Source organism: Streptomyces sp. NPDC088147, from assembly GCF_044741565.1.
Classification (GTDB): domain Bacteria; phylum Actinomycetota; class Actinomycetes; order Streptomycetales; family Streptomycetaceae; genus Streptomyces.
In genome coordinates this window covers 763,752-790,377 of the sequence record NZ_JBIUSY010000002.1, presented here as the reverse complement: position 1 = coordinate 790,377, position 26,626 = coordinate 763,752, and the positions used below count along the sequence as shown (strand labels likewise).

The following is a 26,626-nucleotide window of genomic DNA, read 5'->3' as shown; positions in this document are numbered from 1 at the left end:
TCAGCCCTCCCGGCGTTCGAAGTTCAGTCCGCCGGGGACCTGGAAGGTGGGCAGGATCTCGACGTGGCCGATGTTGACGTGCCGGGGCGAGTCGACGGCGAACTCGATGGCGTCCGCGATGTCCTCGGGCTTGAGGGACTCGTAGCCGTCGTAGAACTGCCGCTGGGCCTCCTCCATGTCGCCGAGCAGCCGGCCGAAGATCTCCGTCTCCACGCGCCCCGGGCAGATCTCGGTGACACGGATCCTGCGGCCGTAGCCGTCGACCCGCAGCTGGCGGGAGAGCGTGTGCACGGCGGACTTGGTGGCGTGGTAGATGGTGTTGCCGCCGAAGTTGTAGACGCCGGCGATGGAGCTGATGTTGACGATGTGGCCGAGGTCGCGCTCGGCCATGCCGGGCATGAGCAGGCGCACCAGGTGCAGGACCGCCTGGATGTTGACGGCGATCTGCTCGTCGACGGCGAACTCGTCGGCGGTCAGGATGTTGCCGGTGCGCGAGACTCCCGCGTTGTTGACGAGGACGTCGATCTCCAGGCCGTCCAGCAGGGATGTGAGCGCCTCGGTGTCGGTGATGTCGACGGCGTGCGGTATGCAGCCGGTGGCGAGGGCGAGGGCGTCGAGCCGTTCGACGTTGCGGGCCAGGGCATGGACCTCCAGGCCGCGCTTGGCGAGTCGCTCGACGACCACGGCCCCGATGCCGGTCGACGCTCCGGTGACGAGGGCCGTCCTGTAGTCGGAGATGGGCATGCTGATGTGCTCCTTGATGGGGGTGTGCGGGTGCGGATGTCCGTCAGGCGCTGTCTGCCGTCAGGCGCCATCCGGATGTTGGATGTCGGGCGGCGTCCGGATGTCAGGCGTTGTCCGGATGTCAGGCGTCGCGCAGGGGGAGGTGGGCACGGTCCCGCACCCGGGACACGGCGATGAGCGTGCCGAGGGCGGTGACGACGGCGTAGAAGGCCGGCATGTTGACGTTGTCCGTGCGGTCGATGAGGTAGGTCATCAGCAGGGGCGCCGTGCCGCCGAAGAGCGCGGAGGAGACGTTGTAGCCCAGGCCGTACGCGGAATAGCGCACCCGGGTGGGGAAGAGCTCGACGAGCAGGATGTGGATGACGCCGGTGTGCCCGGCGAACACGACGGCCATGACACAGGCGCCGAGGACGGCGAGCGCCACGTTGCCGGTGCCGATCAGGAGGTAACTGGGAACGCCGACGACGGCCATGGCGATCGCGGCGCCGGCGATGACCTTCTTGCGTCCGACCCGGTCGGAGAGGCGGCCCATGTACGGGATGGCGATACAGATCGCGACCAGGCTGGAGGCGGTGACGAGGAGCCCCTGTACCTTGCCGAAGTCCAGCTCGCTGCTCATGAAGGTGGGCATGTAGCCGAACAGGACGTAGTACCCGGAGCCGTTCATCAGGGGGATGAACAGGGCCAGCAGCATGGCGCGGCGGTGCTCGGCGGAGGTGAACGCTTCCTTGAGGGGGTTCTTGGACAGGCCGCCCTCTTCCTTCAGGCGTGTGAAGTTCGGTGTGTCACTGATGCGCTTGCGGATGTAGATGCCCGCGACGCCGAGCGGGACGGCGAGCAGGAACGGTATGCGCCAGCCCCAGGACTCCATGCGTTCGGCGCCGAGTCCGCTGGTCAGGGCGGCGGCGACCAGTGTGCCGGTGAGCAGGGAGAGGAACGACGCGATCTGCGCGTAGCTGGTGTAGAGGCCCCGCTTGCCCTCCGGGGCGTGCTCGGCGAGGAAGCTCATGGCGCCCGCGGCCTCACCGCCGACGGAGAAGCCCTGCGCGACGCGCAGCAGGATCAGCAGGACGGGCGCCGCGATGCCGATGCTCGCGTAGGTGGGCAGGACACCGATGGCCGCGGTGGCGACGCTGATGAGCAGGATGACGAAGACGAGCATCCGCTGACGTCCGATGCGGTCGCCGAGGTGGCCGCAGATGACGCCGCCGAGGGGGCGGAAGAAGAAGGACACGGCATAGCCGAGGAAGACGAGCTGGATGGCGTTTTCCGAGCCGGGGAAGAAGACGGCGGCGAGTGTTCCGGCCATGAAGCCGAAGATGCCGTTGTCGTAGAGCTCGGCGAAGATCCCGACGCACCCGGCGAGGGTGACCTTTCGGGCTGTCCTGGGGTCGACGGTGCTGGGTACCGAGTGGGCGGGGTCGGGTACCGGTTGAGCGGCCACGGTGCTCATGGCTCTCCTGTCTGGCGAGCAGGCTGGGGATGAGGGATCGTTCGGCTCCGTGCGGGCGGGCGAAGGGGGCTGCTGAGCGAGCTCGGGGAACTTGGTACTCAGAACTCAGCTGCCGACGGGAGCGCGAATGCGCAGGGTGGCGAAGGCCGTGCGGACCCGGGTTCTCAGGGCGTCGATGGCGGTGCGTCGCGCGCGGTGCGCGAGGACCGCCTCGTTGAGGGTGCGGTGGCGGAAGCGGATGGTCTGCCCGGGGCGTACCTGCCCCAGGTCGGACAGACCGGTGGCGGTGACGACGGCGAGGACGGGGTAGCCGGCCGTGACACCGCGGCCCCGGTGCAGCACGAGGAGTTCGTCCCCCGCCGGTACTTCGACGGCGCCGATGGGCACGCCGCGGGAGAGCACCTCGCCCTGGGTGACGCGGCGGGGCACCTCGCCCCGCAGCCGCAGGCCGATGTGATTGCTGCGCGGACTGACGGTGAAGGGGGCGTCGAACAGCCGGGCCCCCGTGGCCCCGAACTCGGCCCGGTCGGGGCCGTCGGTGACGTCGATGGTCCACGTGGTGGGGAACGGGGGGACGGGAGCGTGCAGACGGAACAGCGGGATCCGCGAGAACGGGTGGTCGAGGGGCGGGCAGACAGTGCGCAGTACGAGTTCGTCGCCGTTTCGCAGGGCGGGGCCGAAGCCCAGAATGGTGTCGGGTGCGCAGCTGCCCTGAAGGTAGTCCGCTTCGAACGAACCGAGTACGGCGAGATAGACGCGCAGCCCCCGCCGGATGCCGGTGATACGGATGGTCTCTCCGGCGCGTACGGGAACCGGTTCCCACTGCGGGCGGACCCCTCCTCCGACGGTCACGTCGGCGGGGGCGCCGGTCACGGCGACGAGGATGTCGCTGGAGGGAACGCACGCGAAGTCGAGAGCGGTGATCTCCAGCAGCGGGGCGCGCTCGTCGTTGTCGCACAGGACGTTGGCGACGCGCGCCGAGTGCTGGTCGGCGGCTCCGTTGGCGGGCAGACCGTAACGGGAGCGGCCGACGCGGCCGAGATCCTGCACGGTGACGATGCCCGCGGTCCTGATCGTGAGGGTGTCAGCCATGACATGCCGCCAGGGGCGTATCGGCGTGGCCGTCCCACTCGTCGGGCGTGATGGGGACGAAGCGGAAGGTGTCGCCGGGCCGGTAGGCGGTGATCGGGTCGTGGTGCGGGTCGAGGACGCGCACGGGGGTCCGGCCGAGGAGCGGCCAGCCGCCGGGCGAGGGCATGGGACAGATCACCGCCTGCCGTCCGGCGACGGCGACCGAGCCGGGATCGACACGGACGCGGGGCGACGCGAGCCGCGGCACCGGCGCCGGGAAGGGCGGCCCGTCCATCATCGGTGCGCCCGCGGGCGCACCGAGGCAGCGCACGGTGAGATCGGACCCGGAGTGAAGGGCGACGACCTCGCTCTCGGCCAGGCCGAGCTGGGCGGCCACCTCCGGCAGATCGGGCCCGTACTCGCCGCCGTAGACGACGGGGACGACGAAGCGCCGGGGCGGCGCCGTCCTCGCGGGGTGCGGCCCGAGGCGGGCCGCTTCGTGCGACAGGACCCGCCTGACGGTGTCGTGGTCGGTGTCGGCGCAGTCGAACTCCACGAGCAGGGCGTCGTAGGTGGGCACCACCTCGCGGACGCCGGTGAGCCGGACGGCGTCGAGGGCGTCGGCCAGGGCGTGGACGAGCCGCCAGCTGTCCTCGGCCTCCAGGCCCACGGCCTTGGCGACCAGGGCGGAGTCGCCGCAGTCCGTGATCGTCACTCCGCCCGCTTCGCTCGCCCCGTCTGCTTCTGCCTCGCTCGCTGGGCTCACTTGGCTTGCTCCGGTCACTTGGCCTGCCTGGCCTGCTCGGCTGTTCATGTCAGACGCCCTTACGGCTCAGCACAGCGTCGAGTGAGGTGATCGTGACTCCGGCGGCGAGGAGTCCTTCACGGACGCGGCCGGCCAGCGCGATGGCTCCGGGGCTGTCTCCGTGCAGCAGCACGGTGTCGCAGGTGACCGGGACGTCCGTGCCGTCGACGCTGCGGATGACGCCTTCGGTGACCATCCGGAGCGTCCGCCGGGAGACCTCGTCCAGGTCGTGGATCACGGCTCCCGGCTCGGAGCGGGGGACGAGCGTCCCGTCGGCGCGGTACGCGCGGTCGGCGATGCCGACGATGCCCACGCGCAGTCCGCGGGCGCGGGCGGCGTCGGCCAGCTCGCCGTCCTGCGCGAGGACGATCAGGGACGCGTCCAGGGAGGCGACGGCTTCCACGACGGCACGGGCGTAGTCGGGCCGGACGGCGACCAGATTGCCCAGACGCCCGTGCGGGGCGACATGGCGCACCCGGGTGCCGTGCGCGACGGCGAACGCCTGGAGGGCACCGATCTGGTACAGCACGTCCGTACGGACCTCCTCGGGCGTGAGGTCCATCGCGCGGCGGCCGAAGCCGACCAGGTCGGGAAAGCTCGGATGGGCCCCCACGGCCACCCGCTTCTCCACGCAGCGCCGGACGGTGGCGTCCATGATGCGCGGATCACCGGCATGGAACCCGCAGGCCACATTGGCGGACGTCAGCGTCTCCAGAAGGGCTTCGTCGTCGCCCATCGTGTAGGCGCCGAATCCCTCACCGAGATCGGCGACGAGATCAACCATGGGAGTCATGACGTCCTCCGGGAGGGAATGCGGGGAAGGGGAGACACCTGAAGAAAAAAATGATCACGTGAAGCGGAAAGTGATCATGTTGTCGTGATAGGGGGATGCCATCACGTCGTCGTGATATCCCGAAAAGGGTCCGCGTTTCCCGGACGTAAAAAGTGATCGCGAGCGGGCGGAATCCCTCGGCACCGACTCACTTCGACTCGGTCGGGCGGTTCCGGGTGGATGTTCCGCACAACTTAATCCGCTGCTCGCGTGACCGCCAATATGCATTCGATCTGGCGTTATCACAAACGGTTATGACCCACCTCACAGCCGGGCCCCGCCAGGGCTGTGCATCGGAGTCGCCCCTCCCTACGATGAGGCTCCGCTCCCCAGGGAAGGCCGCGCATGGACACCAGGCGTCTGTACTCGTTCATCAAGATCATCGACGCGGGGAGCATCACGCGGGCGGCCGACATCCTGCACATCGCACAGCCCGCGCTCAGCCAGCAACTGTCGGCGCTGGAGGCGCAGTTCGGGCAGCAACTGCTGATCCGCAGCAAACGTGGGGTCGCCCCGACGGAGGCGGGCCGGGCACTGTACCGGCACGCCCAGTTGATCCTCCGCCAGGTGGACCTCGCGCACGCCGCCGTCGGGGTCTCCGGCCGGGCCCCCGCCGGCAGCGTGTCGGTGGGGCTCGCGCCGTACAGCCTGGGCGCGGCGCTCGCGTTGCCGCTGCTCAAGAGCGTGCGCGAGCGCTACCCGGACATCCTGCTGCACATCAACGAGAACTTCGGCGGCGTGATCAGCGAAGCGATCATGACGGGCCGGATGGACATGGCGTTCATCTACGGGGCCGGGCCGCTGCGGGGTGTGCAGTTCGAGCCCGTACGTACGGAGGACCTGTTCCTGATCGGCGCACCCGGCGACACGGCCCCGTCGGGCCAGGGCGAGGTCAACCTGGCGGAACTCACGAGCGTGCCCCTGCTGCTCCCCAGCCGTATCCATACGATCCGGCAGGTCGTGGACGCCGCCTTCCATCAGGCGTCGCTCCAGCTGAACGTGGTGGGCGAGGTCGAATCCGCGCTGACGCTCGTCAACGCCGTGGACGCGGGCCTCGGCGCCACGGTCCTGCCCTGGTCGGCGGCGCGCGCCATCCTCGATGTCCGCTCCCTGTCCGTGCGCCGCATCGTGGATCCCGTCATCCAGGTCAAGCTGTCACTGGTCACCTCGGACAATCAGCCGCTCTCGGAACCCGCCCTGGCGGTGCACGATCTGTTCCTCGAACTGATCACCACCTTCGACGGGTCCCCCGGGGAAAACCGGGACCCCGGCGAGAATCCGGCCCCCGGCGGGAGCCTCGGCGGGAATCCGGGCCTCGGCGGGAATCCGCCCTCCGGCAGCAATCCGGCCCCCGGCGGGAATCCTGCCCCCGGCGGGAATAAGAATCGCCAATAGCGTCAGACGAATCCGCTATTTGTTTCCGGTGACCACCCCGGCTAGCTTTCTCGGAACCAGTCGCCGGTGGACAACGCTCGGTTCGTCACTGGAGACCTCGTCAGTGGAGGCATGGATGAAAAAGCGTGTCCTGACCACCCGTGAAATCCTGCCCGGCCGCGGCCTGGAGCGCTTGTCCGAGGCGGCGGACGTGGTGGCCTGGCCCGGGGCCGGGAAGCCGGGACCCGGGGACCTCGCCGCGCTCGCCTCCGGGGCGAGTGGCGTTCTGGCGCTGGGGAACGACCCGGTGGACGGTGCGCTGATGGACGCGGCGGGTCCCTCGCTGCGTGTCATCGCGCTGGCGAGCATGGGGTTCGACAACGTCGACCGGGCCGCCGCCGCCGAGCGCGGCATCGTCGTCACCCACACCCCCCGCGTGCTCGCGGAGACGACCGCCGACCTCACCTTCGCCCTGATCCTGGCCGCCCGCCGTCGGCTCGGCGCCGCCGGAGCGAGCCTCGCGAACGGCTCCTGGGAGCTGTTCCGGATGCACGACTATCTCGGCCTGGACGTTCACGCGGCCACCCTCGGCCTGATCGGCTACGGACAGATCGGCCGCGCCGTGGCCCGCCGGGCCCACGGGTTCGGTATGCGCGTGCTCCACCACGACCCCTACGCCCCCGATGACGACCTGTCGGCCTCGGTGGGGCTGGCCACGCTGCTGGCCGAGTCCGACATCGTGTCGCTGCACGTGCCGCTCACCGAGGAGACGCGGCACCTGATCTCGGCCCGCGAACTGGCCGCGATGAAGCCCACGGCCACACTCGTCAGCACCTCGCGCGGCGGTGTCGTCGACGAGGAGGCCCTGCTCCACGCCGTCCGGGAGGGACGGTTGCACTCCGCCGGGCTCGATGTCTTCGAACGCGAGCCGATGGGAACGGAGTTGTCGCCGCTCGTGACGGAGCCGCATGTCGTCGCGCTGCCCCACATCGGGTCGGCCACCGAGGCCACGCGGGCCACCATGGTCGACACGGCGGTCGACAACATCCTCGACGTACTCGCCGGACGCCCCGCCCGGACCCCTCTCCCCGGCGGCCCGGCGGTGCCGGGCACCACCGCCGACACCCCCACCAGCACCCACACCAGCTCCCCCACTCCCACTCCCACTCCCACCGGCACAACGGGCACCGCCGGAGCGCGCTCATGAGTCATCCGCTGTTCGACATCACCGGCAGGACAGCCCTGGTCACCGGCTCCAGCAGGGGCATCGGCAAGGCGCTGGCCAAGGGCCTGCTGGAGGCCGGCTGTACGGTCGTCCTCAACGGACGGAACACCACGGCCCTCCAAGCGACCGCCACGGAACTCGCGGCCTCCTTCGGGGACCGCGTACGGACCGCCGCCTTCGACGTGACGGACTCGGCGGCCGTCGCCGCCGCCGTCGCTCACATCGAGGAGGAGTGCGGCCCGATCGACATCCTGGTGAACAACACCGGGGTCCAGCAGCGCGCCTCCATCCTGGAGTTCACCGACGACGACTGGCACCGTCTCCTCGACACCAACCTCACCAGCGCCTTCCTGGTGGGACGCGAGGTCGCGCGGCGGATGGCGCCCCGACGCCACGGCAAGATCATCAACATCTGCTCGCTCCAGAGCGAAGTGGTCCGGCCCGGTATCGCCGCCTACTCCGCCACCAAGGGCGGCCTGAAGATGCTCACCAAGGGAATGTGCGCCGACCTGGGCCCGCTGGGCATCCAGGTCAACGGCATCGGCCCCGGCTACTTCGCCACCGAACTGACCTCGGCTCTGGTGGCCGACGAGGAGTTCAGCGCCTGGGTCCGCGCACGTACACCGGCGGGCCGCTGGGGCGCCGTCGAAGACCTCGTGGGCGCCCTCGTCTTTCTGTCCTCCCCCGCATCCGACTTCGTCAACGGGCAGGTGCTCTACGTCGACGGCGGCATGCTCTCCGTCCTGTAACGGACGCCGCTACGGAAGGAACTCCACCATGCGAGCCTGCGTCGTCCACGCGGCAGGAGACCTCCGGGTCGAAGACCGCTCCCCCGCCCCGCCCGGCCCCGGCCAGGCGACCGTCGCCGTCGCCCTCGGCGGAATCTGCGGATCGGATCTGCACTACTACCGCCACGGCAGGGTGGGCGACTTCACCGTCCGGGAGCCGATGGTGCTCGGACATGAGGTCGTCGGCCACGTCGCCGCCCTGGGGTCCGACGGCGCGGGGCCCGCCGTCGGAACCCCGGTGGCCGTCCACCCCGCCACACCGTGCGGCGACTGCCCCGAGTGCGCGGCGGACCGCCGCAACATCTGCGCCGGCACCCGCTACCTCGGCAGCGCCGCCCGTACGCCCCACGTCCAGGGCGGCTTCGCCCAGCGCGTCACCGTCCCCGCGGCACAGCTCCGCCCGTTGCCGCCGGAACTCGCTCTGCGCCGTGCCGTCCTGGCCGAACCCCTCTCGGTGGCCCTGCACGCCGTGCACCGGGCCGGTGACGTGACGGGCACACGCGTCCTGGTCACCGGGGCGGGCCCGATCGGCTGCCTGGTCACCGCCGTTCTGCGCCACATGGGCGCGGCCGAGGTCGTCGTGAGCGACCTCCTCGACACCCCCCTGCGCATCGCCGCCGCGTCCGGAGCCACCGCGACGCTACGGGTGGGCGATCCCGACGACGGCGCCTGGGCGGACCCGTTCGACATCGCCGTCGAGGCGTCCGGAGCGCCCGCGGGTCTGCGCGCCTGCGTCGAACGGGTGCGCCGCGGGGGCACCGTCGTACTCCTCGGCCTGCTGCCCCCCGGCGAGGTGCCCCTGCTGGGCAACATCGCCGTCACCCGCGAACTGGAGCTCCGGGGCGCCTTCCGCTTCGGCGCCGAGTTCGACGAGGCGATCGGTCTGCTGGCCCGGGGCCTGCCCGTCGACGCGGTCGTGACGCACACCTTTCCGCTCACCGAGGCCCGCGCCGCCTTCGACCTCGCCCACGACCGGGCCGTCGCCTCCAAGGTCCTCCTGGATCTGACCGGCACCTGACGAAGGGGCTCGGGGCCGCTGACCCGGCCGTTCTTGAGGCGCCCCCGGGTCAGAGGCCGGGCCGGGAGCCGGCGCGCATGCGGTGCTCCGCCGCCTCCCTTTCCCGCCGCGGGGAGAACGGGTCGCGGCGGGCGGCGACGGCCCGGCGGGTGTCCTCCGCCGTCAGGTCGCCGTTGATCGCCGCGGCGGCGCGTACACCCGCGGCGGCGGCACCCACGACCTGCTCCATCAGATCCGTGGCGTTGCCCGCCACCCACACCCCGGGCACGGCCGTCGCGCCGACCGGGTCGGAGGCGATGTACGAACCGATCACCTCGCCGGCCCTCTCCTGCGGGACAGGGGTCAGGCCCAGGCCCGCGAGGAGGTCCACGCGGGCGGTGAAGCGCGGTGCGACCACCAGGGCCCGGGTGGGGATCGTCCGTCCGCCGGCCAGAGTGACGCCGGTGAGCCGGTCGTCCGTCACCTCCAGGCCGGTCACCTCGCCGTCCACCATCGCGATGTCGCGGGCGGCGAGCTGCTCGTACTCCTCCTCGTCCGGCTCGGGCCCGGTGTGCAGGAACAACGTCACCTCACCGCTCCACTGCCGCCACATCAGTGCCTGGTGGGCGGCGAACGGACCGGTGGCGAGGATGCCGACCGGCTGGTCGCGTACCTCCCAGCCGTGGCAGTACGGGCAGTGCAGCACCTCGCGTCCCCACCGTTCGGCCACGCCCGGCACCGGCGGCAGTTCGTCGACCAGGCCGGTGGTCACCAGCAGCCGCCGCGCCAGGACGGCCGTCCCGTCCGCCAGCGCGACACGGAAGCCGCCGGTCTCCAGGCGCTCGGCCGCCACGGCGTCACCCGTGATGATCTCGCCGCCGTAACCGGTCACCTCCGCGCGGCCCGCGGCCAGCAGCTCCGAAGGGGGCGTGCCGTCACGCGTCAGGAAGTTGTGGACATGGGACGCCGGGGCGTTGCGCGGCCGACCCCCGTCGATCACCAGTACCGACCGCCGCGCCCGCGCCAGGGCCAGCGCCCCGCTCAGCCCGGCGGCTCCCCCGCCCACGACCACGACGTCATGGCGGCGCTCCCCGGCCCGGGGGGTGACGATGTCGTTATGCCTTGTCTGATGACTCATGCGCACTATTGCCTCCGTTCACTGGAGAGCGTCCGCCCACACCGCACCGTTTGACAAACCGCCTTGCCGATTCAGCAAAGAGGGACGGGGTCCCTGTGCCGGAGGTGTGTCCGGACGGAGGCGAGTGTCCGTTGTCAGTGCGCGCTGGCACCATGACCCCATGAAGACCTACAACTGGCGTCCTTTCCTTGAGCGGTGGAGTGCGGACTGGCTCGACTCACCCGGCGCGCGGGGGCGTGGGGACGTGGCCGAGACGGTCCTCCGGGACCGGTGGCTGGGGTTCCCGGCCGCCGGGGAGGACCGGATCGGCGAGCTGGAGGAGCGGTTGGGGGTGACGCTGCCGCCCACCTATCGCTCGTTCCTGGCGACCACCGACGGGTGGCAGGCCGCGGGGACGGCTGTCGGCCGGGTGGGCGCGGCGGAGGGCGTGCACTGGTACGGGGATCCGGACGGCCTTCAGGCGCTCCACGAGGGCGCGTTGGACGAACACGCCTCCGAGGAGGAGGTGCTGAGGGCCGGTATGTGGGGCAGGGCGCTGCGGTTGTCCGCCGCCCCGGACGGGGTCGAGGTCCTGCTGGACCCCGGCGATCCGGATGCCAACGGGGAGTGGGCCGCGTATCTCCACCGGGGCGGGGCGGGCGGCGAACGGCCCGAGCGTCACGGGTCGTTCATGGAACTCATGCAGGCCCTGTTCCGGGAGTTCCACCGCGCGCACGCGGACACGCCGGGGTTCGCGAACGAGACGACGCGCGAGCTCGACGCCGATGTCGAGGAGGCCCGGCTGGCGTGCCGGGACGGCGAGGACATCGACGGCGCGCTCGAACTGCTCACCGAGGCGGACGAGTGCGGCCGGCCCCGTGCCCGTGGGCTGCGGGTCCAGCTGGAGGCGATGCTGAACGGCGGGGGCGGGGGCGGGGCCAGGCTCGGGGGCGGGGGCGGGTTCGGGGTCGGCGCATCGCCGGCTTCCTGTGGCGTCGGGCGGCTGGACGATCCGTTGTACGCGCGCGAGCTTCTGCCGCTGGCCGCGCTGGAGCATCTGCGGACGGGCCGAGCGGGCCTGGCGGACGGGGCGGACCGGACGGATCAGGCGGGCCGGGCGGGACATGACGAGGCGGAATTCCTCCGGTCCTCCGACGGGCCGGATCACGACGGGGACGACCGGAAGCAGGCGCTGGCCCTGCTGCGGGAGATCGATGAGCGTACGTTCCGGTACGAGGCTCCCGGATCCTTCGGCGACGCGGTCGCCTCGGCGCGCGAACAGGCGCGGTGGGGCGATACGGACGGCGCGTGGCGCACGGTGGCGGCGGCCGTGACCGGCTGGGAGCCGTACGGCGAGGACCACATAGCTCCCGTCGGACTGCTCGCCGATCCGCTCCTCGGGCCGGTGATCACCCCGGAGCGCGGACGGTACCTCCTGGAGACTCCCCGTGGCGGTGCCGGTGGCGGCCGGGGCACGGCGGGCGGCGGCGGAGAGCGGGAGGCCGCCCGGGTGAGGGCGGACGGGCTCGGCTGGCTCGCCGAGGACACCGGGCCTTCGGCACCGGACGCCTACCGCTTCGTCCTCGTCCATGGTGTCGCGCCACAGGAGCTGGCCGAACGGATCGGGCGGGGGCCGCTGCTGGCGCCGTGCGACGCGTCGGAGGCAGGACAGGCGATACGCATCGGTTCGTGCGGCGACGGAGCCGGAGGCGGGGGCGCGAGCGGGGACGCGAGCGGAAATGGGGACGGGGGTGAAGGCCGGGGAACGGACGCGGGGCGCTGGAGCTTCGCCTTCGAGAGCGGGCGGAACGGTGTGGAACCGCCGACGAGTGAGGCGCTGTCGCGGGGCACGGAGTCGGTGACGGTGTGGTGCGAGCGCGGTGGCCGGTCCGCGGCGTTCCCCGGCATCTTCCACTTCTCCTACGCGGAGGACGGCGAGCGCGTGTACGGATTCACCGTGCGCGACGGCGAGATCGAGGAGTGGGGGGCGGTTCCCGACGCGCTCGACCCCGGGCATCTCTTCCCGGACGCGGGGCCCGGCTGGGACGAGGGCGCGCCCGACGACTCGGACGACTCCTCGAACCGTGGTGCTGAGGGCAGTTGGGCCCTGGATCCCGATGACGAGTACGAGAGTCTCGACGCCATCGCGGAGGTGTTCGGCGTCTCCCTGCCGCGCTTCGCGATCCGCCACGGACGGCTGCACGCGGTCGCGCCGTCATGACCTCGATCAGTACGGCAGTCGTCGGTGCCACGGTCATCGACACGGAGCGGCTGACGCTGCTGCCGCTCCGTGTCGCGTACGCCGAGGAGATGGCCGCCGTGCTCGCCGACCCGGCGCTGTACGCCCATACCGGCGGAACTCCGCCGACGGCCGAGGAGTTGCGCACGCGTTACGCCCGTCAGGCGGCGGGTTCACCCGACCCGGAGGTCGTCTGGGGCACCTGGATGATCGGCATCCGGGAGGAGGCACAGGAGGAAGGTCAGCGCTCGGCGGAGTCGTGCGCGGGCTCGTCGGCCGGTCATGGGCCGACCGGTCATGTGCTGGCCGGTTATGTGCTGGCCGGTTATGTACAGGCCACCATCGGCCCGGACGGTGACGGTCGTACCGCCGAGCTCGCGTGGGTCGTGGGGACGGCCTGGCAAGGGCGCGGTATCGCCACCGAAGCGGCGCGAGGGCTCGTACGGTGGCTGAAGGGGCAGGGCGTCCGAAGCCTTGTCGCCCATATCCATCCGGACCATGGAGCATCTGCCGCCGTCGCCAAGGCTGTTGGGCTGGCGCCGACCGGTGAACGGCACGACGGCGAGGTGCGGTGGTCGGGGCTTTGCGCTGACCACTGACCGCTGACGACCGACGATGCCCCGCCCGGCTGCTCCCCAGAGGCGGGGAGTGAAGCCGGGCGGGGCACAACGCCGGACTCGGACGGACTCCGATTCGGGTGGGGGTTCGGACGCGCACCCGCCCCCGGACCCGCCCCCGAACCCGAATCCGAATCCGGGCAGGCTCTAGTCGATCAGGGCTCGCACCATGCGGCAGGTGGTGTCCGACGGCGGGTGGATCCCGATCCGGGCCGCCGTCCTCCGTATCCTGCCGTTGTTCGCGTTCGCCGGGTGGTACACGCCCGAGTCGAGCAGGGCGATGGCGAGGCGCATGGCCTTGAGCCGGCGGTTATGGGTCTCGTACCACTCACGGGGCTGACCCGCGGGCAGTGGCTTGCGCTTGAGGGCTGGCTGACTCTCGAAGGGTTTCGTCGGCATGGTGGCAACGGCCATCGGCGACCTCCCGGCGCGGTGGTTGTTCCCTCACGAACTACCTCCATTTTACCGCCCCCCACTGACAATCGCCCCTGGCCAGAGGCTATTTGAGCGGGGAATCGGCCGGTCGGTCCGCACCGGCCCGCCGGGGCCGAAGCGGAGCCTCGAAGACACGCCCTAGACGTTCAGCTGCCGCTCCGCCTCCGCCAGGATCTCCGTCAGCCGGACCCCGAACCGTACGTCGCAGGCGTGCGGCCGGCCCGTACGGACCGACTCCAGCAGTGCGTCGGCCGCCGCCCCGAACGAGGTGACCGGGTCGCCCCACTTCTCCGGCAGCGTCGCCGTACCGTGCCGGCCCCGGAACTCGATCCCCGTACCCGCGCCCGCCTTCGGCGCGCTCAGGCTCACCGCCACCGAGCTGGCCGCCCCGGATACATGCCGCAGCACCAGGTGGGTGAGGTCCGGCTCGGTGCGTACCGCCGTCACCTCGGTCACCTCGCCGAGCACCGGGAGCAGCACGGACAGCGCGTGCGGCCCGACGTCCCAGAGGCCGCCCTTCTCGCGGCGCCAGGGGGAGGCGGCGTACGGGCTGGTCTCGCCCGACGAGTAGAGGGCGCCGAGCCAGTACGCGTGGGCGGTGAACCAGCCGCCCTTCGCGCTCTGCTCGCCGAGCCAGCCCACCGTGCCCGCCGCGAAGCGCAGCGTGCAGAAGACGACGGACGCGACCCCGGTGGCCGCCACCGCGTCCGCCACCTCGCGGGCGCCCGCCGCGGTCGTCGCGACCGGTTTGTCCAGGAGGAGATGGCAGCCCGCCGCGGCGGCGCGTGCCGCGAGCGGTGCCTGGATGTCGGGCGGCAGGGCGAACGCGACGGCGTCGCTCTCGGCGAAGAGCGCGTCGAGGCCGACCTCGCCCGAGTGGGCCGTGGTGTCGTGGGCGGCGGCGAGAGCCGCGGCGGCCTCGGGGCGCCGCCCCCAGACGCCGCTGAGTTCGAGTCCGGGATGGGCGGCGAGCGCGGGGGCGTGGGTGCGCTCCGCCCAGGGGCCGGTGCCGAGGAGTCCGATGCGTAGCTTGCTCATGACGGCCAGTGTGCCGTGTCGGCACGCCCGAGCCGGCGCCGATTTCCGTCGAAGGCGGGTCACCGGTTCCGTCCCGGCCGGTCGTCGCGGGCGGTGTCGAAAATTGGTGGCCGGGCGGGCAGGGGCCGGTGTTACGTTGCACAGGCCGGCCGCGGGCCTCCGGTGCGACTTCCGGGACATGCCTCTGAAGCAGTGATTTCGCTGTTCGCGCCTCCATTCCCCGGCCGGCATCCATCCCGGGGGGACAACCATGGCGGAGACCTTCGCCGATCTGATCGCGGCCGAGGACGTACTGCTCTTCGTGAACGCGGCCGTCACGGCGACCGGACAGCGTGAGTTCCGTTCCGACGCCCGCACGCAACGGCTCTCGCTCGGTTTTCTGCACGAGTACGTACGCGTCAACTACCGTCCGGTGTACGCCGCCGCGCTCGCGCTCGACATCAACGACCACAACGCCGCCCTGATCATCGAGCAGCTGCTGCGGACACCGGGCGAGGCGAGCCCGGAGGAGAAGCGCGCGGAGGGGCGGCTGATCGCCGCGCGGCTGACGCGGCTGCCGCCGCAGCGCGTGTACCGGCTGTTCCGCGGCCTGCGGGCCGCCGGGGTCGGCAACCGCCGTACGCGCGCGATCCTGCGTGACTGGCTGGCGGCCCGGCCGGATCTGGGACACGACGCGGTGAAGTACCGGGGCGCTCTCACCTCGGTGGCGCGCCACTTCCATCTGCCGCTCGGCCGGCTGCCGCTCGGCCGTCCGGCACTCGGAAGCCCGGCGGCGCACGGACGCCCGGCACACGGAAGCCCGGTACGCGGCCGTCGGGCACCCGGGCGTCGTTCGGACGAGATCGGTGACTTCCTCTTCTCGCCCGGCCGCCGCGACCGGTACGACCACCCTCTCCTCGACGCGTACCGCCGCGCCCACTTCGAGCAGGGCGCGCTCTACGAGCTGCCGTTCACCGTGGCCGAGGGGTTCGCGGTGAAGCACGGCATCGCCCGCGACGCGTTCCTGGAGCGGATCCGGCACCGGATGACCCGGCTGGAGCGGCTGCGGACGGAGCGCGCCGCGAAGGCCGTACGCCGGACCGATCTGACCGTCATGCCACTGACCCGGCTCGCGCTCTACGTCCTGTCACTGACGCGGGACGAGCGGGCGGCCCGCCGGGCCGAGCTGACGCGCGCGCTGCGTACGGCGGCGCTGCGCGTGGCCGGGCCGCACCGCCATACCTGGGGGCGCGTCGCCGCCGTACTGGACGACAGTTACTCCTCGTCCGGCTCGGGCGAGAAGCGACGCCGTCCGCTCGGGACCGCTCTGGCCTGCCACTTTCTGCTGGAGGCGCTGTCTGCGCCGGGGGCGTACGCCGCGTTCTGGACCTCGGGAGGCACCGATCCGCTTCTGGTGCGCCCCTACGGACCGACGCCGCTCGGCACCCGGATCATCGACGCGCTCGACCATGCGCCCGACCGGCTCGTCATCGTCTCGGACGGCTGGGACAACGCCCCTCCGGGGCTGGCGGGCGAGGTGCTGCGGGTCTGGCGTACCCGGCTCGACCCGGAGGGGAGGACGAGTGTGGTTCATCTGAACCCTGTATACGACGCGGACGGATTTGACGTACGCCGACTGGCCGCGAGCGTCCCGACGGCGGGGATACGGGACGCCGAGGATCTGCCGGCGCTGGTGGAGATCGCGCAGTTCGCGGAGGGCCGTACCGGACTGGCCGAGCTGCGGGCGTATCTGGACGGGCGCGTACGGCGGTTCGTGGACGACGATCTGTTCTGCCGCTTCCCCGGCGAGACGAGTGAGACGGTCGCTACGGGCGCGACGGGCGCGACGGGCGAGATGGACGCGACGGGCACGGCGGGCACGACGGACGAGATGGACGAGACCGCGCCGGAGGGGCGATCACGATGACCCGGCTCGATCTCACCGGCCTGACCACGCGCCCCGCCCAGGTCTGGGGCGGCATCCGTCTCGTACCCCTGGTGCGCGAGGAGCCGATGCCCGGTCTGCGGCTGCACCCCGAGATCTACGGTGCCTTCGGCGAGGTCCAAGTGGATCCGCGCACCCGTTATGTCTCGTACATCCCGCACGGATTCGTCGCCGACTGGTCGGGCGACGGCGGCCGGGAAGCCGCGTACGGCACCCAGCTCGACACCCGGGACGGCGACACCCGGGACGGCGACACCCGGAACCCGGCGGCCGGGGGGAACGGCGGCGCCAAGGAAGACTTCCGCCCCGAGACCGTGCCCGTACACCGTCACCACCGGATGGTGAAGCGCGCGAAGGCCCGGAAGAGCGGCGCCGGGAAGAGCGCCACCGCCACCCGCTGCCGGTTCCTCCCGCTCCATCTGGCGATGGAGGGCTATCTCTCGCTGCACTTCGGCGGGCCGTCCATCGCCTGGGACGAGTGGTCCCGGCAAGCGATACGGCAGGGGCTGTCGCCGCGCGCCGAGGACGCCTATCTCGGCCTGACCGTCCGGGGGCTCGCGGACGCGCTGCGCGTCTTCGAGATCCATCCCGGGCAGTGCGGGGTGATGGTGTACACGGCGGATTCGCTCGCCGCCGCCTTCGTCGTGCCGCACCCCGAGGACTATCGCCTGCTGCACCCGACCCTCTTGCAGGACATGTACGGGGAACTGGTGCACCAGTACGCGTTCTTCGGCGGCCCGGTGCCGGAGTTCGAGGCACGCGTCCGTGACGGCCGGTGGCTGGAGACGCTCGCCGATCTGCGGGCGGCGGCGCGGGCGCAGGAGCGGGCGTGGAGCGAGGCGCACGAGACGCTGCTCGCCCGTGAACTCCTCACCACCTCCTACTCCTTCGAGCGGGTGTACCGGATGGGCGCGTACGAACTGCACCGCTTCCTGCCGCCGTTCCACCGGCCCGGCGCCGGGCAGCCGGAGACGGAGCAGCACATCGGTGAACTCATCAGCGACCACAAGGGCCGTACGGCGTATCTCAAGACGTTCCGGCTGTCGGACGCGCAGATCAGACGCGGGCATCTGCTGAGCCGGCTGGCGGCCCACGACTGGCGACTGGACCGTACCGCCGAGGCGCTGGGCACCACCTCCGCCGAACTGGTGCGCAGGATGCACGCCGCCGGATTCGGCGCGCTGCTGAAACAGCGGACATGAAACACAGGAAACCTGAGTAACGCGTGGTTCACAGAAGGGCAACAGCCGGGAAATCACGGATTGCGAAGCTTCGGGGCATACCTGCTGCACCCGCAAAGGATGAGGCCCGTGACCTTCAAGGCTGAGTACATCTGGATCGACGGCACCGAGCCGACCGCCAAGCTGCGCTCGAAGACGAAGATCCTCAACGATGGCGCGGAGCTGCCCGTCTGGGGCTTCGACGGGTCGAGCACCAACCAGGCCGAGGGTCACGCCTCCGACCGGGTGCTCAAGCCGGTCTTCTCCTGCCCCGACCCGATCCGGGGCGGCGACGACGTCCTCGTCATGTGCGAGGTCCTGAACATCGACATGACGCCGCACGAGTCCAACACGCGTGCGGCGCTGACCGAGGTCGCGGAGCGGTTCGCGGGCCAGGAGCCGATCTTCGGCATCGAGCAGGAGTACACCTTCTTCAAGGGCGCCCGTCCGCTGGGCTTCCCCGAGGGCGGCTTCCCCGCAGCTCAGGGCGGCTACTACTGCGGCGTCGGCTCGGACGAGATCTTCGGCCGTGACATCGTCGAGGCGCACCTCGACAACTGCCTCAAGGCGGGTCTGGGCATCTCCGGCATCAACGCCGAGGTCATGCCGGGACAGTGGGAGTTCCAGGTCGGCCCGCTGGCGCCGCTGGAGGTGGCGGACCAGCTGTGGATCGCCCGCTGGCTGCTCTACCGCACCGCCGAGGACTTCGACGTGTCCGCGACGCTCGACCCGAAGCCGGTGAAGGGCGACTGGAACGGCGCGGGCGCGCACACCAACTTCTCGACCAAGGCGATGCGCGAGGGGTACGACGCGATCATCACCGCGTGCGAGTCGCTCGGCGAGGGCTCGAAGCCGCTCGACCACGTCAAGAACTACGGCGCGGGCATCGACGACCGGCTGACCGGTCTGCACGAGACCGCCCCGTGGAACGAGTACAGCTACGGCGTCTCCGACCGCGGCGCCTCGGTCCGTATCCCGTGGCAGGTCGAGCAGGAGGGCAAGGGGTACATCGAGGACCGCCGCCCGAACGCCAACGTCGACCCGTACGTGGTGACGCGGCTGATCGTCGACACCTGCTGCTCCGCGCTGGAGAAGGCCGGCCAGGTCTGACCCGTCGGCCCGCCCGTACGCAGCTCACCGCACTCCGCGAGGGGGCGGCCGCCACCCGGCGGTCGCCCCCTCGTCGCGTCCGCCCGGCCACGGCGCACGGTGCCGTCCGTCACGCGCACGGTGTCGACCGTCACGCGCCCGCTGTCACGCGCGCCTGCGCGCCGCGTCGCCCGCGCCCGCTGTTCGTGTCGCCCACGCCCGCTGCCACGCGCCCGCGGCCCGCCACTGTGTCGGCTGTCACGGGCCCGCGCCGTATCGACAGCCGAAAGGGACCTGCTGCGCCCGTCCGCTTTCTGCTTCAATGGGGGCATGGCCAGCTTCCAGCACCCCGCGACAGGTCGCTCCGACCTTGAGCCGTTCTGGCCGTCCCGGCAGCATCACGACTTCGACCGGGTGTGTTGCCGCGCGAGGAACGCGTCGGCCCTCTAAAGCCTTCTTTCCGGCCTTCGGCTGCCGCGCATGACGTACATCCCGTCCGTCCTGTCGATTCGACGAATCCTCCGCGCGAAAGAGCTGACCTCCCATGGCGAATCCCCGCCCCCTCTCCTCCGCGTCCGCGTCGGCGACCGCCACCGCGACCGCGGCCGCACTGAACCAGAAGCAGGCCGCGCCGGGCCGGCACCGGCTCCGAGCCGTCGACCGCGACGAGACCGCGCCGGTCGCCCGGCCCGCTCTCCCGACGCACCCGGCCCTCCCGGCGGGCGTCACGGCCGGACAGGTCGTGGACTTCCTGCCGCCCGGCGCGACCTGGCTGCCCGCGCCGCAGCACACCCTGCCCTCGCTGCCGGGACAGCCACCGATGGTCGGCTATCTCGTCCTCGTACCGGCCGATCAGCACGCGGCGGTGCTGGCGGCGGCCTCGGCGCCCTACCTCGCCGCCACGGAGACCGGAGCCGTAGTCGGCGCCGGCGGCCCCGGCGCGGGCACCGACGGCGACGGGCCCGGGTCCCGGCCCGTCGGCGGCGGCCCCGTATCGATCGACAGCGTCCGGCGGACCGCCGTCGTGGACGGCGAGCCGATGGACCTCACCTATCTCGAATTCGAGCTGCTCGCGCATCTGGTGGCCCACCCCCACCGGGTGCACACCCGCGACCAGTTGGTGACCACGGTCTGGGGCTACGGGCACGTGGGCGACGGACGCACCGTCGACGTCCATGTGGCGCGGCTGCGCCGCAAGCTGGGGGCGGCCCACCGCCACAGCATCCAGACGGTACGGCGCGTCGGGTACAAGTACACGCCCTGACACGGGCCGGGCGGGTCACGCGGGGGAACCCTGGCCGGGTGGCCGGCAGGGCTCCCCCGCGATCCCGTCAGGTACGAGCCGTACCGGCCGTACGAGCCGTACGGGCGCGGACGCGGGCCCGCAGGGCGAGCAAGGCGTCCAGGACGAGGAAGGCCAGCAGGCTGATGCCCAGCAGCGGCAGGAACCAGCCGATCAGCGCCACGGCCGCCGCGAGCGGCAGCAGCGCGGTCACGGGCACCTTGCGCCAGGCACCGCGCGGTATCGCCCTGCCCGCGCTCAGCTTCCGCTCCTTGGTGGGTCTGCGCAGCCACCACATCCGGTAGCCCCAGCAGATGAGGAGGATCAGCGAGAGGGCGAGCGCCGCGAGGGCCAGCTGGTTGGTGACCCCGAGGAAGAGGCCCATATGGGCGTCGATGCCGAAGCGGGTGAGCTGGGCGAGCAACGGATAGTCGGCGAAGCGCAGTTCGTCCATGAGGACGCCGGTGGCGGGGTCGATGGCGACCGAGTCGAGCCGCACGGGGAACTGGGTGTCGGTCTGCGCGACCACATAGCCGGTGCCCTCCGTCGGCAGGGTCACCGAGACCGGTCCGTCGAGCCCGGCCTGACGGGCGGCGACGACCACCAGATCGATACCGATGTCGCCGCCGGCCATGCCCTCCATGCCGGGCATGTTCTCCATCCCCGGCATGGACTCGTGCCCCTCGTGGCCGCCGCCGCCCGCGCCGCCGGTGCCCTCCGCGAGCGCGGCGGAGACGACGGGAGTGCCACCGCCCAGCTGGTCCTTGACCGAGCCGATGTTCTCGCCCGCGTACGTCGACCAGGTCAGCCCGGTGGCGGAGAGCAGCACCAGCCCGGTCGCGGCCCACAGTCCGAGGGAACCGTGCAGGGAGAGCGTTCTGCGCCGGCCGGTGGCCCCGCGCTCGGGGGTGAGCAGCGCGCGCTTCGAGGTGCGTGTGCGGGCGAGCCAGAGCAGCACGCCGCCGAGGGCCACCACCCACAGCCAGCTGGCGGCGAGTTCGCTGTAGACGCGTCCCGGCTCGCCGAGCAGCAGATGGCGGTGCAGCTCGGATATCCAGGTGCGCAGCGGGAGAGCGCCCGAACTGCCGTAGCTGGTCAGCTCTCCCCGTACCTCCGCGGTGTACGGATCGACGAAGACGGCGAGGGACTTGCTCTCCTCGGCGTCGGGCGTGCTCATCAGGACGCGGGTGGTCGCGCCGTCCTCGGACGGCAGGCGTACGGAGGTGACCGTGCCGTCGGGGCGGGCGGCGCGGGCGGCGTCGAGCTGTTCGGAGAGCGGGAGGGTGCGGTCGCCGACCGGGACCCGCAGCTCGTGCCGGTAGACGACCTTCTCCGCCTGGTAGGAGAGCGCGTAGAGGAAGCCGGTGGTGGCGGCGATCAGCAGCAGGGGGGCGATGAGCAGGCCCGCGTAGAAGTGGAGCCGCAGCACGAGGGGGCGCAGGGCGCTCCAGACGGAGGAGGTGCCGCCGCTGGTACCGATGCCGGTGCTGGTACCGGTGCTGGTACCAGCACCGGTGCCGCCGCTGGTGTCCGTGCTTGTCGCGGTCTCCGGCGCTTCACCGGCGGGGGTGGTCGGTCTGTCGTCGGTCTCGGGCCCCTGTACGGGGTCGTCAATGGCCATGACTGTCCTAGGTGTTGGCGTGGGCAGGGGGAAGCGGACCCCGGGCCCGCCCTGCCTGCCCGCCTAAGGTCGGACAGTGATGACGAGGGCCGTCGCCGGGGCCGTGGCGCGAGAGCCACGGGGCGCGGGCGGGCCTCGTCGCGACAGGGTGTGCGCGAGAACGACGCCCCGGAAGCGGTGCGCCGCGGGAGCGTCGGCGGCGGGTCGTACCGCCCCCGATCGCCGGGGCGCGGCGGGCGGCCGGGCCGCGGTCAGCAGCAGCCGGAGCGGGGAGAAGCCCAGGGCGCCGAGGGCGGTCGCGAGCCGGAAGAGCGCGGCCTCGCCCCGGGCCAGCCAGAGCGCGCAGACGGCCGCGGCGAGGAGATGGGCGACGAGCATTCCCACCGGACCGTCCAGGCCGAAGGGGACGACGGTGTCGAGAGGGAGGACGCCGGTTCCGGAGTCCTCCCCCATGGTCGCGCCCGTTCCCGTTCCCGCGCCCGCGCCGACGCCCATACCCATGCCGCTGCCTGTGCCGGTGCCCATGCCCGTACCGGTGGTGCCGCCGGTGCCATGAGGGGTGTGACCCGGTGACCCGGACCCGTACCCGTACCCGCCGAACGGCAGTGCTCCGGCGAAGATCAGATGCAGTCCGCCCTGGACGGTGAGCAGCCCGGCCCCGATCGAGCGGAACCCGCGCCGCCGGCCGCCCGCGAGCCAGGCCACGCCCGCGGTCACCCCGAACGCCGTCCACAGCGCGCCGAGCGGGATCTCATGCCCGGATGTGAACGAATGCCCCACCGCCGCCAGAGTCACGCATACCGCGGCGAACGCGGCGGCCCTCAGGGCGCGTATCGGTGATCCGGCGTCTGTCATGGTGCGCACATGCTGCCATCCTCACGGGTGCGTACGGCAGGTCCAGGGGCTCCACGATTCTTCTGGCAGCGAATTCGGCTGGCCCGTGAGCGGGCGCGCGGGCACAGTCGGTGCCATGAGACTCCTGATCCTGGGTGGTACGGAATTCGTCGGCCGCGCGGTCACGGAGGCGGCGCTCGCCCGTGGTTGGCGGGTGACCGTCTTCCACCGCGGCCATCACGAGGCGCCCGCCGGTGTGACCACCCTGCGCGGCGATCGCACCGCGCCCGGCGGTCTCGCGGCCCTCTCCGACGGAGCCGACACCTGGGACGCGGTCGTCGACACCTGGTCCGCCGCGCCGTCGGCGGTGCTCTCCTCGGCCCGGCTGCTGGCGGACCGCGTCGGACGGTACGCGTACGTCTCCAGCCGGTCCGTGTACGCGAGCCCCTCCCCGGCCGGACTCCCTGAGGACGGCCCCCTGGTGGAGGGCGCCTCCGCGGCGGCCGGGCGGACCGCGTACCCGCAGGACAAGCGGGGCGGCGAGCTGGCCGCCGAGGCGGTCTTCGGCGACCGCGCCCTGCTGGTCCGTGCCGGGCTGATCCTCGGGCCCGGCGAGAACATCGGCCGGCTCCCGTGGTGGCTGGGGCGGATCGCCCGCGGCGGCCCCGTGCTCGCGCCGGGGCCGCGCGACAACCCCTTGCAGTACATCGACGCGCGTGACCTCGCCGAATGGACCCTGGACGCCGTACGGGACGGCCTGGGCGGCCCGTTCAACCTGGTGAGCCCCGCCGGGCACGCGAGCATGGGCGAGCTGCTCGACGCCTGTGTGCGCGCCACCGGATCCGACGCCGAACTGCGCTGGACGGACCCCGGGACGATCCTCGCGGCGGGGATCGAGCCCTGGACCGACCTGCCGGTCTGGATCCCGCCGGGCGAGATGCACGACACCATGCACGGCAGTGACGTCTCCAAGGCCCTTGCCACGGGCCTGCGCTGCCGCCCGGTGGCCGAGACGGTCGCGGACACCTGGTCCTGGCTCGGCTCGATCGGCGGCCGGGCCCCCCAGCGCCCGGACCGCCCGCCGGTCGGGCTGGCACCGGAGCTGGAGGCCACGGTTCTCTCCCCACAGGGCGGCAGCTAGGCCGTGCGGGGAGAGGCCCGCCCGGCCCGCGACACCCCGCGGGCGGGCGGCGCTACTGTCCCGGCACGCCCTGGACCGCCCCCGGCCGCCCTTCCGTCGCCGCGGTCAGCGCGCGCCGCAGCTCGGCTATCCCGTGGTGCCACGCGCCGTCCTCGCCGTCCGCCCTGACCCAGCGATCGCGCACCTCGGACCCGGCCACGCTCACCCGGTCCAGGGCCAGGAGCGCCAGCGCTCTCAGCTCCTCGGGAAGCCGGGGCAACGGCTCCTCGGGGCCGTACACCGACTCCGTGGACGGCCCGCCGGGGCACTGCGCCGCGACCAGCGCCGCCGCGGCGACGGCCGCCGCCCCCACATCGCCGTCCAGCGGACCGCCCGCGCCATCGCCGCCGTCCCCACTGTCCCCACTGTCCGACGGACCCCCTGCTCCGTCCTCCTCACCCGTACCGATCGCGCGCAGCAGCGCCGCCCGCACGATCTCCGTCCGCTGCTCGACGGTCACTTCGTCCAGGTCGGCCGAGAAGTCCACCGCTGCGTCGTTGTCAAAATGGCCGGTGTCCCACGTGCCCATGGTCTGCCCCCTGGCTGTTCAATTTCGGTCGTTCCACCGCGGTCGTTCCACATCGGTCGATCCACATTCCGCACACCCCGTCGCACCGATCGTGCCAGGTGCCACTGACAATGCCGCAATGCCCGCGCGGGCCGGCCGGGGGTGTATCCAGCACCACCCCGGACAGGGGGCCGACCGGCTGCCGCCACCGGACCGCGCCGGTCAGACTGATGCCAGGTCCGGGGGTCGGGCCGCCGGAGGGCCGTCGGGCCGTCCGGGCCGCGAAGGGGAGAAGAACGCCATGGACAGCACGACGAAGAGGCCGGGCCCGCTGGTGTCGGCCGGGCGGGGACTGATGCTGTCGGTCGTCTCGCTCGCCGGATCGATCATCCTCTTCGTGCTGACGGTGCTCTCCCTCGCCTTCATCCTGCTGGGCTTCGGGGTCTTCACCACCCCCTGGGTACTGACGCTGGTGAGGGCGCATGCCAATCAGCGCCGGCTGCTGGCCGCGCGGTGGTCGGGCGTACGGGTCCCCGTCCCGTACCGGTCCTTCCCGGCGGATGCGCGCACCGGCGTCACCGGCCGGGTGGAGCGCTGCTCGCTGATGCTGAAGGACCCGGCCACCTGGCGCGATCTCCAGTGGCTGCTGGTCGACATGACGGCGGGCTTCTTCACCGCCCTGCTGTCCTGCGCCCTGCTCCTCTACGCGGTGGAGGGGTTCGTACTCGCGGCGGGCCTGTGGCGGGTGTTCGAGAACGACCGGTACTGGTACGCGTTCGTCCCGGTCAGCAGCCAGACGACCGGTCTCGCCGCGGCGGCCCTCGGCGCGGTCCTGTTCGGACTCGGGCTGCGCTACAACGCGGACCTGCTGCGCGGCCACTTCCTGCTGGCCAAGACGCTCCTCGCGCCCACCACGGACCAGGAGATGGCGCTGCGGATCGAGCGGCTCACCGAGTCCCGGCACGACGCGGTGGACACCTCCGCCGCCGAACTCCGCCGTATCGAGCGCGATCTGCACGACGGCGCGCAGGCCAGGCTGGTCGCCGTGGGCATGGATCTGGGCACCGTCGAGGCGCTCATCGAGAAGGACCCGGCCAGGGCGAAGGCGCTGATCGGCAAGGCCCGGCAGTCCTCCGCCGAGGCGCTCACCGAACTGCGCGATCTCGTACGGGGCATCCATCCGCCCGTACTGGCCGAGCGCGGTCTCGGGGACGCCGTGAAGGCGCTGGCGCTGCGGCTGCCGGTGGAGACCGAGGTGCGGGTGGAGCTGACGGGCCGGGTCCCCGCCCCGGTCGAGTCGGCCGCGTACTTCGCGGTGAGCGAGGCACTGACCAATGTGATCAAGCACGCGGGCGCCGACCGGGTATGGGTCGATGTCTCGCACATCAGGGGGATGCTGAAGATAGCCGTCACGGACAACGGCGGCGGGGGCGCGGTGATCGGAACCGGCTCGGGGCTGAGCGGGCTCGAACGCCGACTCGGTACATTCGACGGCGTCCTGGCCGTCAGCAGCCCAGCGGGCGGTCCCACCATGGTCACCATGGAGATCCCTTGCGAGTTGTCCTAGCCGAAGATCTCTTCCTGCTGCGCGACGGTCTGGTGCGGATGCTGGAGGCATTCGGCTTCGAGATCCTGGCGGCGGTGGAGAGCGGGCCCGAACTGACCCGGGCCCTGGCGGAGTTGGAGCCGGATGTCGCCGTGGTCGACGTCCGGCTTCCGCCGTCCCACACGGACGAGGGCCTTCAGTGCGCGCTCGCGGCGCGGCGCGCCAGGCCCGGCCTGCCGGTCCTCGTACTGTCCCAGCACGTCGAGCAGTTGTACGCGCGCGAGCTGCTGGCGGACGGCAACGGCGGCATCGGCTATCTGCTGAAGGACCGGGTCTTCGACGCGGACCAGTTCATCGACGCGGTACGCCGGGTCGCGGCGGGGGGTACGGCGATGGATCCTCAGGTGATCTCGCAGCTGCTCTCCCGGCGGGCGCAGGACAAACCGATCGGCGGGCTGACTCCGCGCGAGCGCGAGGTGATGGAGCTGGTGGCGCAGGGGCGGTCGAACGCCGCCATCGCCGCCCAACTCGTCGTCACGGAGCGGGCGGTGGCCAAGCACACCTCGAACATCTTCGCCAAGCTGGATCTGCCGGTGTCGGACGACGACAACCGCCGGGTACTGGCGGTTCTCGCCTATCTGGACCACGGCAGGTGATTGGAGGGCATCCGCCCGGTTTGGCGCTGGA

24 protein-coding genes are annotated in these 26,626 nt (G+C 72.0%); 13 read left to right on the top strand and 11 right to left on the bottom strand.

The annotated features are described in order from the left end of the window. The 5 genes from ACIOGX_RS08750 to ACIOGX_RS08730 all read right to left on the bottom strand — a co-directional run bounded on the left by ACIOGX_RS08750 (position 1) and on the right by ACIOGX_RS08730 (position 4,866). Entirely contained in the window at positions 1-744 is a 744-nt protein-coding gene (locus ACIOGX_RS08750; protein ID WP_356507064.1) for an SDR family oxidoreductase, read from the bottom strand. Positions 745-865: 121 nt separating this feature from the next. After that, complete coding sequence (locus ACIOGX_RS08745) at positions 866-2,197, bottom strand: MFS transporter (protein WP_383966233.1); 1,332 nt, start codon at positions 2,195-2,197, stop codon at positions 866-868. A gap of 105 nt (positions 2,198-2,302) precedes the next feature. Then, on the bottom strand, positions 2,303-3,289 hold the full coding sequence (locus ACIOGX_RS08740) for a biotin-dependent carboxyltransferase family protein (protein ID WP_401911443.1): 987 nt from the start codon (positions 3,287-3,289) through the stop codon (positions 2,303-2,305). Continuing rightward, entirely contained in the window at positions 3,282-4,034 is a 753-nt protein-coding gene (locus tag ACIOGX_RS08735; RefSeq protein WP_401911440.1) for an allophanate hydrolase subunit 1, read from the bottom strand. Before ACIOGX_RS08735 ends, ACIOGX_RS08740 begins: the two co-directional genes overlap by 8 nt. Positions 4,035-4,083: 49 nt before the next feature. Further along, the gene (locus ACIOGX_RS08730; protein WP_401911437.1) at positions 4,084-4,866 is read right to left on the bottom strand and encodes a LamB/YcsF family protein; all 783 of its coding nucleotides are present in this window, start codon (positions 4,864-4,866) and stop codon (positions 4,084-4,086) included. A gap of 384 nt (positions 4,867-5,250) precedes the next feature. Here ACIOGX_RS08730 and nac point away from each other — a divergent pair, with 384 nt between their 5' ends. The 4 genes from nac (at position 5,251) to ACIOGX_RS08710 (ending at position 9,310) form a co-directional block, all read left to right on the top strand. After that, the gene (gene nac / locus ACIOGX_RS08725) at positions 5,251-6,300 is read left to right on the top strand and encodes a nitrogen assimilation transcriptional regulator NAC (protein WP_401911434.1); all 1,050 of its coding nucleotides are present in this window, start codon (positions 5,251-5,253) and stop codon (positions 6,298-6,300) included. Between the two features lie 115 nt (positions 6,301-6,415). Beyond that, positions 6,416-7,486 carry a 2-hydroxyacid dehydrogenase gene (locus ACIOGX_RS08720; protein ID WP_401911431.1) on the top strand — a complete coding sequence of 357 codons (1,071 nt, stop codon included), beginning with the start codon at positions 6,416-6,418 and terminating at the stop codon, positions 7,484-7,486. Further along, positions 7,483-8,253 (top strand): SDR family oxidoreductase, encoded by a 771-nt coding sequence (locus ACIOGX_RS08715; protein WP_383966252.1) that lies wholly within the window; start codon positions 7,483-7,485, stop codon positions 8,251-8,253. The genes ACIOGX_RS08720 and ACIOGX_RS08715 overlap by 4 nt, the downstream gene beginning before the upstream one ends. A 28-nt stretch (positions 8,254-8,281) precedes the next feature. Continuing rightward, positions 8,282-9,310, top strand: coding sequence for an L-idonate 5-dehydrogenase (locus ACIOGX_RS08710; RefSeq protein WP_401911428.1), 1,029 nt, complete (start codon positions 8,282-8,284; stop codon positions 9,308-9,310). Positions 9,311-9,359: 49 nt separating this feature from the next. On the opposite strand, the gene ACIOGX_RS08705 is transcribed toward ACIOGX_RS08710, so the two are convergent. Further along, positions 9,360-10,427, bottom strand: a complete 1,068-nt coding sequence (locus ACIOGX_RS08705) for an NAD(P)/FAD-dependent oxidoreductase (RefSeq protein WP_401911425.1) — start codon at positions 10,425-10,427, stop codon at positions 9,360-9,362. Positions 10,428-10,587: 160 nt separating this feature from the next. Here ACIOGX_RS08705 and ACIOGX_RS08700 point away from each other — a divergent pair, with 160 nt between their 5' ends. Beyond that, on the top strand, positions 10,588-12,627 hold the full coding sequence (locus tag ACIOGX_RS08700) for an SMI1/KNR4 family protein (RefSeq protein WP_401911422.1): 2,040 nt from the start codon (positions 10,588-10,590) through the stop codon (positions 12,625-12,627). Next, on the top strand, positions 12,624-13,244 hold the full coding sequence (locus tag ACIOGX_RS08695; protein WP_401911419.1) for a GNAT family N-acetyltransferase: 621 nt from the start codon (positions 12,624-12,626) through the stop codon (positions 13,242-13,244). Before ACIOGX_RS08700 ends, ACIOGX_RS08695 begins: the two co-directional genes overlap by 4 nt. A 165-nt stretch (positions 13,245-13,409) precedes the next feature. On the opposite strand, the gene ACIOGX_RS08690 is transcribed toward ACIOGX_RS08695, so the two are convergent. Beyond that, positions 13,410-13,676, bottom strand: coding sequence for a hypothetical protein (locus ACIOGX_RS08690; protein WP_356507040.1), 267 nt, complete (start codon positions 13,674-13,676; stop codon positions 13,410-13,412). Positions 13,677-13,835: 159 nt separating this feature from the next. After that, a complete protein-coding gene (locus ACIOGX_RS08685) occupies positions 13,836-14,735 on the bottom strand; it encodes a Gfo/Idh/MocA family protein (protein ID WP_401911416.1) in 900 nt (299 codons plus the stop codon). Between the two features lie 250 nt (positions 14,736-14,985). Here ACIOGX_RS08685 and ACIOGX_RS08680 point away from each other — a divergent pair, with 250 nt between their 5' ends. From ACIOGX_RS08680 to ACIOGX_RS08665, 4 genes are all read left to right on the top strand, one after another. Continuing rightward, positions 14,986-16,641 (top strand): hypothetical protein, encoded by a 1,656-nt coding sequence (locus tag ACIOGX_RS08680; RefSeq protein ID WP_401911413.1) that lies wholly within the window; start codon positions 14,986-14,988, stop codon positions 16,639-16,641. After that, positions 16,638-17,861 carry an ARPP-2 domain-containing protein gene (locus ACIOGX_RS08675; protein WP_401911410.1) on the top strand — a complete coding sequence of 408 codons (1,224 nt, stop codon included), beginning with the start codon at positions 16,638-16,640 and terminating at the stop codon, positions 17,859-17,861. The genes ACIOGX_RS08680 and ACIOGX_RS08675 overlap by 4 nt, the downstream gene beginning before the upstream one ends. Positions 17,862-17,969: 108 nt before the next feature. Then, the gene (glnII, locus tag ACIOGX_RS08670) at positions 17,970-18,989 is read left to right on the top strand and encodes a glutamine synthetase (protein ID WP_129773052.1); all 1,020 of its coding nucleotides are present in this window, start codon (positions 17,970-17,972) and stop codon (positions 18,987-18,989) included. A 523-nt stretch (positions 18,990-19,512) separates the two neighbouring features. After that, positions 19,513-20,232: a winged helix-turn-helix domain-containing protein gene (locus ACIOGX_RS08665; RefSeq protein WP_401911407.1), complete on the top strand. Its 720-nt coding sequence runs from the start codon at positions 19,513-19,515 to the stop codon at positions 20,230-20,232. A gap of 67 nt (positions 20,233-20,299) precedes the next feature. On the opposite strand, the gene ACIOGX_RS08660 is transcribed toward ACIOGX_RS08665, so the two are convergent. Then, on the bottom strand, positions 20,300-21,871 hold the full coding sequence (locus tag ACIOGX_RS08660) for a PepSY-associated TM helix domain-containing protein (protein WP_401911404.1): 1,572 nt from the start codon (positions 21,869-21,871) through the stop codon (positions 20,300-20,302). Positions 21,872-21,934: 63 nt separating this feature from the next. After that, complete coding sequence (locus ACIOGX_RS08655; protein WP_401912042.1) at positions 21,935-22,726, bottom strand: hypothetical protein; 792 nt, start codon at positions 22,724-22,726, stop codon at positions 21,935-21,937. A gap of 115 nt (positions 22,727-22,841) precedes the next feature. Between ACIOGX_RS08655 and ACIOGX_RS08650 the strand changes: the two genes are divergently transcribed. Further along, a complete protein-coding gene (locus ACIOGX_RS08650) occupies positions 22,842-23,846 on the top strand; it encodes an NAD-dependent epimerase/dehydratase family protein (RefSeq protein WP_401762918.1) in 1,005 nt (334 codons plus the stop codon). Positions 23,847-23,898: 52 nt separating this feature from the next. Here the strand turns inward: ACIOGX_RS08650 and ACIOGX_RS08645 are convergent, their stop codons facing one another. Beyond that, positions 23,899-24,414, bottom strand: coding sequence for a DUF4259 domain-containing protein (locus ACIOGX_RS08645; protein WP_401911401.1), 516 nt, complete (start codon positions 24,412-24,414; stop codon positions 23,899-23,901). Positions 24,415-24,694: 280 nt separating this feature from the next. On the opposite strand from ACIOGX_RS08645, the gene ACIOGX_RS08640 reads away from it, so the two are divergent. Further along, positions 24,695-25,960: a sensor histidine kinase gene (locus ACIOGX_RS08640; RefSeq protein ID WP_401911398.1), complete on the top strand. Its 1,266-nt coding sequence runs from the start codon at positions 24,695-24,697 to the stop codon at positions 25,958-25,960. Next, positions 25,945-26,595: a response regulator transcription factor gene (locus ACIOGX_RS08635; RefSeq protein WP_356507022.1), complete on the top strand. Its 651-nt coding sequence runs from the start codon at positions 25,945-25,947 to the stop codon at positions 26,593-26,595. The genes ACIOGX_RS08640 and ACIOGX_RS08635 overlap by 16 nt, the downstream gene beginning before the upstream one ends. Positions 26,596-26,626 lie beyond the last annotated feature (31 nt).

Bases quoted from the DNA above. Each gene is read 5' to 3' on its own strand.
- ACIOGX_RS08750 (WP_356507064.1), bottom strand. From the start codon at position 744: ATGCCCATCTCCGACTACAGGACGGCCCTCGTCACCGGAGCGTCGACC.
- ACIOGX_RS08745 (WP_383966233.1), bottom strand. From the start codon at position 2,197: ATGAGCACCGTGGCCGCTCAACCGGTACCCGACCCCGCCCACTCGGTA.
- ACIOGX_RS08740 (WP_401911443.1), bottom strand. From the start codon at position 3,289: ATGGCTGACACCCTCACGATCAGGACCGCGGGCATCGTCACCGTGCAG.
- ACIOGX_RS08730 (WP_401911437.1), bottom strand. From the start codon at position 4,866: ATGACTCCCATGGTTGATCTCGTCGCCGATCTCGGTGAGGGATTCGGC.
- nac (WP_401911434.1), top strand. From the start codon at position 5,251: ATGGACACCAGGCGTCTGTACTCGTTCATCAAGATCATCGACGCGGGG.
- ACIOGX_RS08720 (WP_401911431.1), top strand. From the start codon at position 6,416: ATGAAAAAGCGTGTCCTGACCACCCGTGAAATCCTGCCCGGCCGCGGC.
- ACIOGX_RS08715 (WP_383966252.1), top strand. From the start codon at position 7,483: ATGAGTCATCCGCTGTTCGACATCACCGGCAGGACAGCCCTGGTCACC.
- ACIOGX_RS08710 (WP_401911428.1), top strand. From the start codon at position 8,282: ATGCGAGCCTGCGTCGTCCACGCGGCAGGAGACCTCCGGGTCGAAGAC.
- ACIOGX_RS08705 (WP_401911425.1), bottom strand. From the start codon at position 10,427: ATGAGTCATCAGACAAGGCATAACGACATCGTCACCCCCCGGGCCGGG.
- ACIOGX_RS08700 (WP_401911422.1), top strand. From the start codon at position 10,588: ATGAAGACCTACAACTGGCGTCCTTTCCTTGAGCGGTGGAGTGCGGAC.
- ACIOGX_RS08695 (WP_401911419.1), top strand. From the start codon at position 12,624: ATGACCTCGATCAGTACGGCAGTCGTCGGTGCCACGGTCATCGACACG.
- ACIOGX_RS08690 (WP_356507040.1), bottom strand. From the start codon at position 13,676: ATGGCCGTTGCCACCATGCCGACGAAACCCTTCGAGAGTCAGCCAGCC.
- ACIOGX_RS08685 (WP_401911416.1), bottom strand. From the start codon at position 14,735: ATGAGCAAGCTACGCATCGGACTCCTCGGCACCGGCCCCTGGGCGGAG.
- ACIOGX_RS08680 (WP_401911413.1), top strand. From the start codon at position 14,986: ATGGCGGAGACCTTCGCCGATCTGATCGCGGCCGAGGACGTACTGCTC.
- ACIOGX_RS08675 (WP_401911410.1), top strand. From the start codon at position 16,638: ATGACCCGGCTCGATCTCACCGGCCTGACCACGCGCCCCGCCCAGGTC.
- ACIOGX_RS08665 (WP_401911407.1), top strand. From the start codon at position 19,513: ATGGCGAATCCCCGCCCCCTCTCCTCCGCGTCCGCGTCGGCGACCGCC.
- ACIOGX_RS08660 (WP_401911404.1), bottom strand. From the start codon at position 21,871: ATGGCCATTGACGACCCCGTACAGGGGCCCGAGACCGACGACAGACCG.
- ACIOGX_RS08655 (WP_401912042.1), bottom strand. From the start codon at position 22,726: ATGACAGACGCCGGATCACCGATACGCGCCCTGAGGGCCGCCGCGTTC.
- ACIOGX_RS08650 (WP_401762918.1), top strand. From the start codon at position 22,842: ATGAGACTCCTGATCCTGGGTGGTACGGAATTCGTCGGCCGCGCGGTC.
- ACIOGX_RS08645 (WP_401911401.1), bottom strand. From the start codon at position 24,414: ATGGGCACGTGGGACACCGGCCATTTTGACAACGACGCAGCGGTGGAC.
- ACIOGX_RS08640 (WP_401911398.1), top strand. From the start codon at position 24,695: ATGGACAGCACGACGAAGAGGCCGGGCCCGCTGGTGTCGGCCGGGCGG.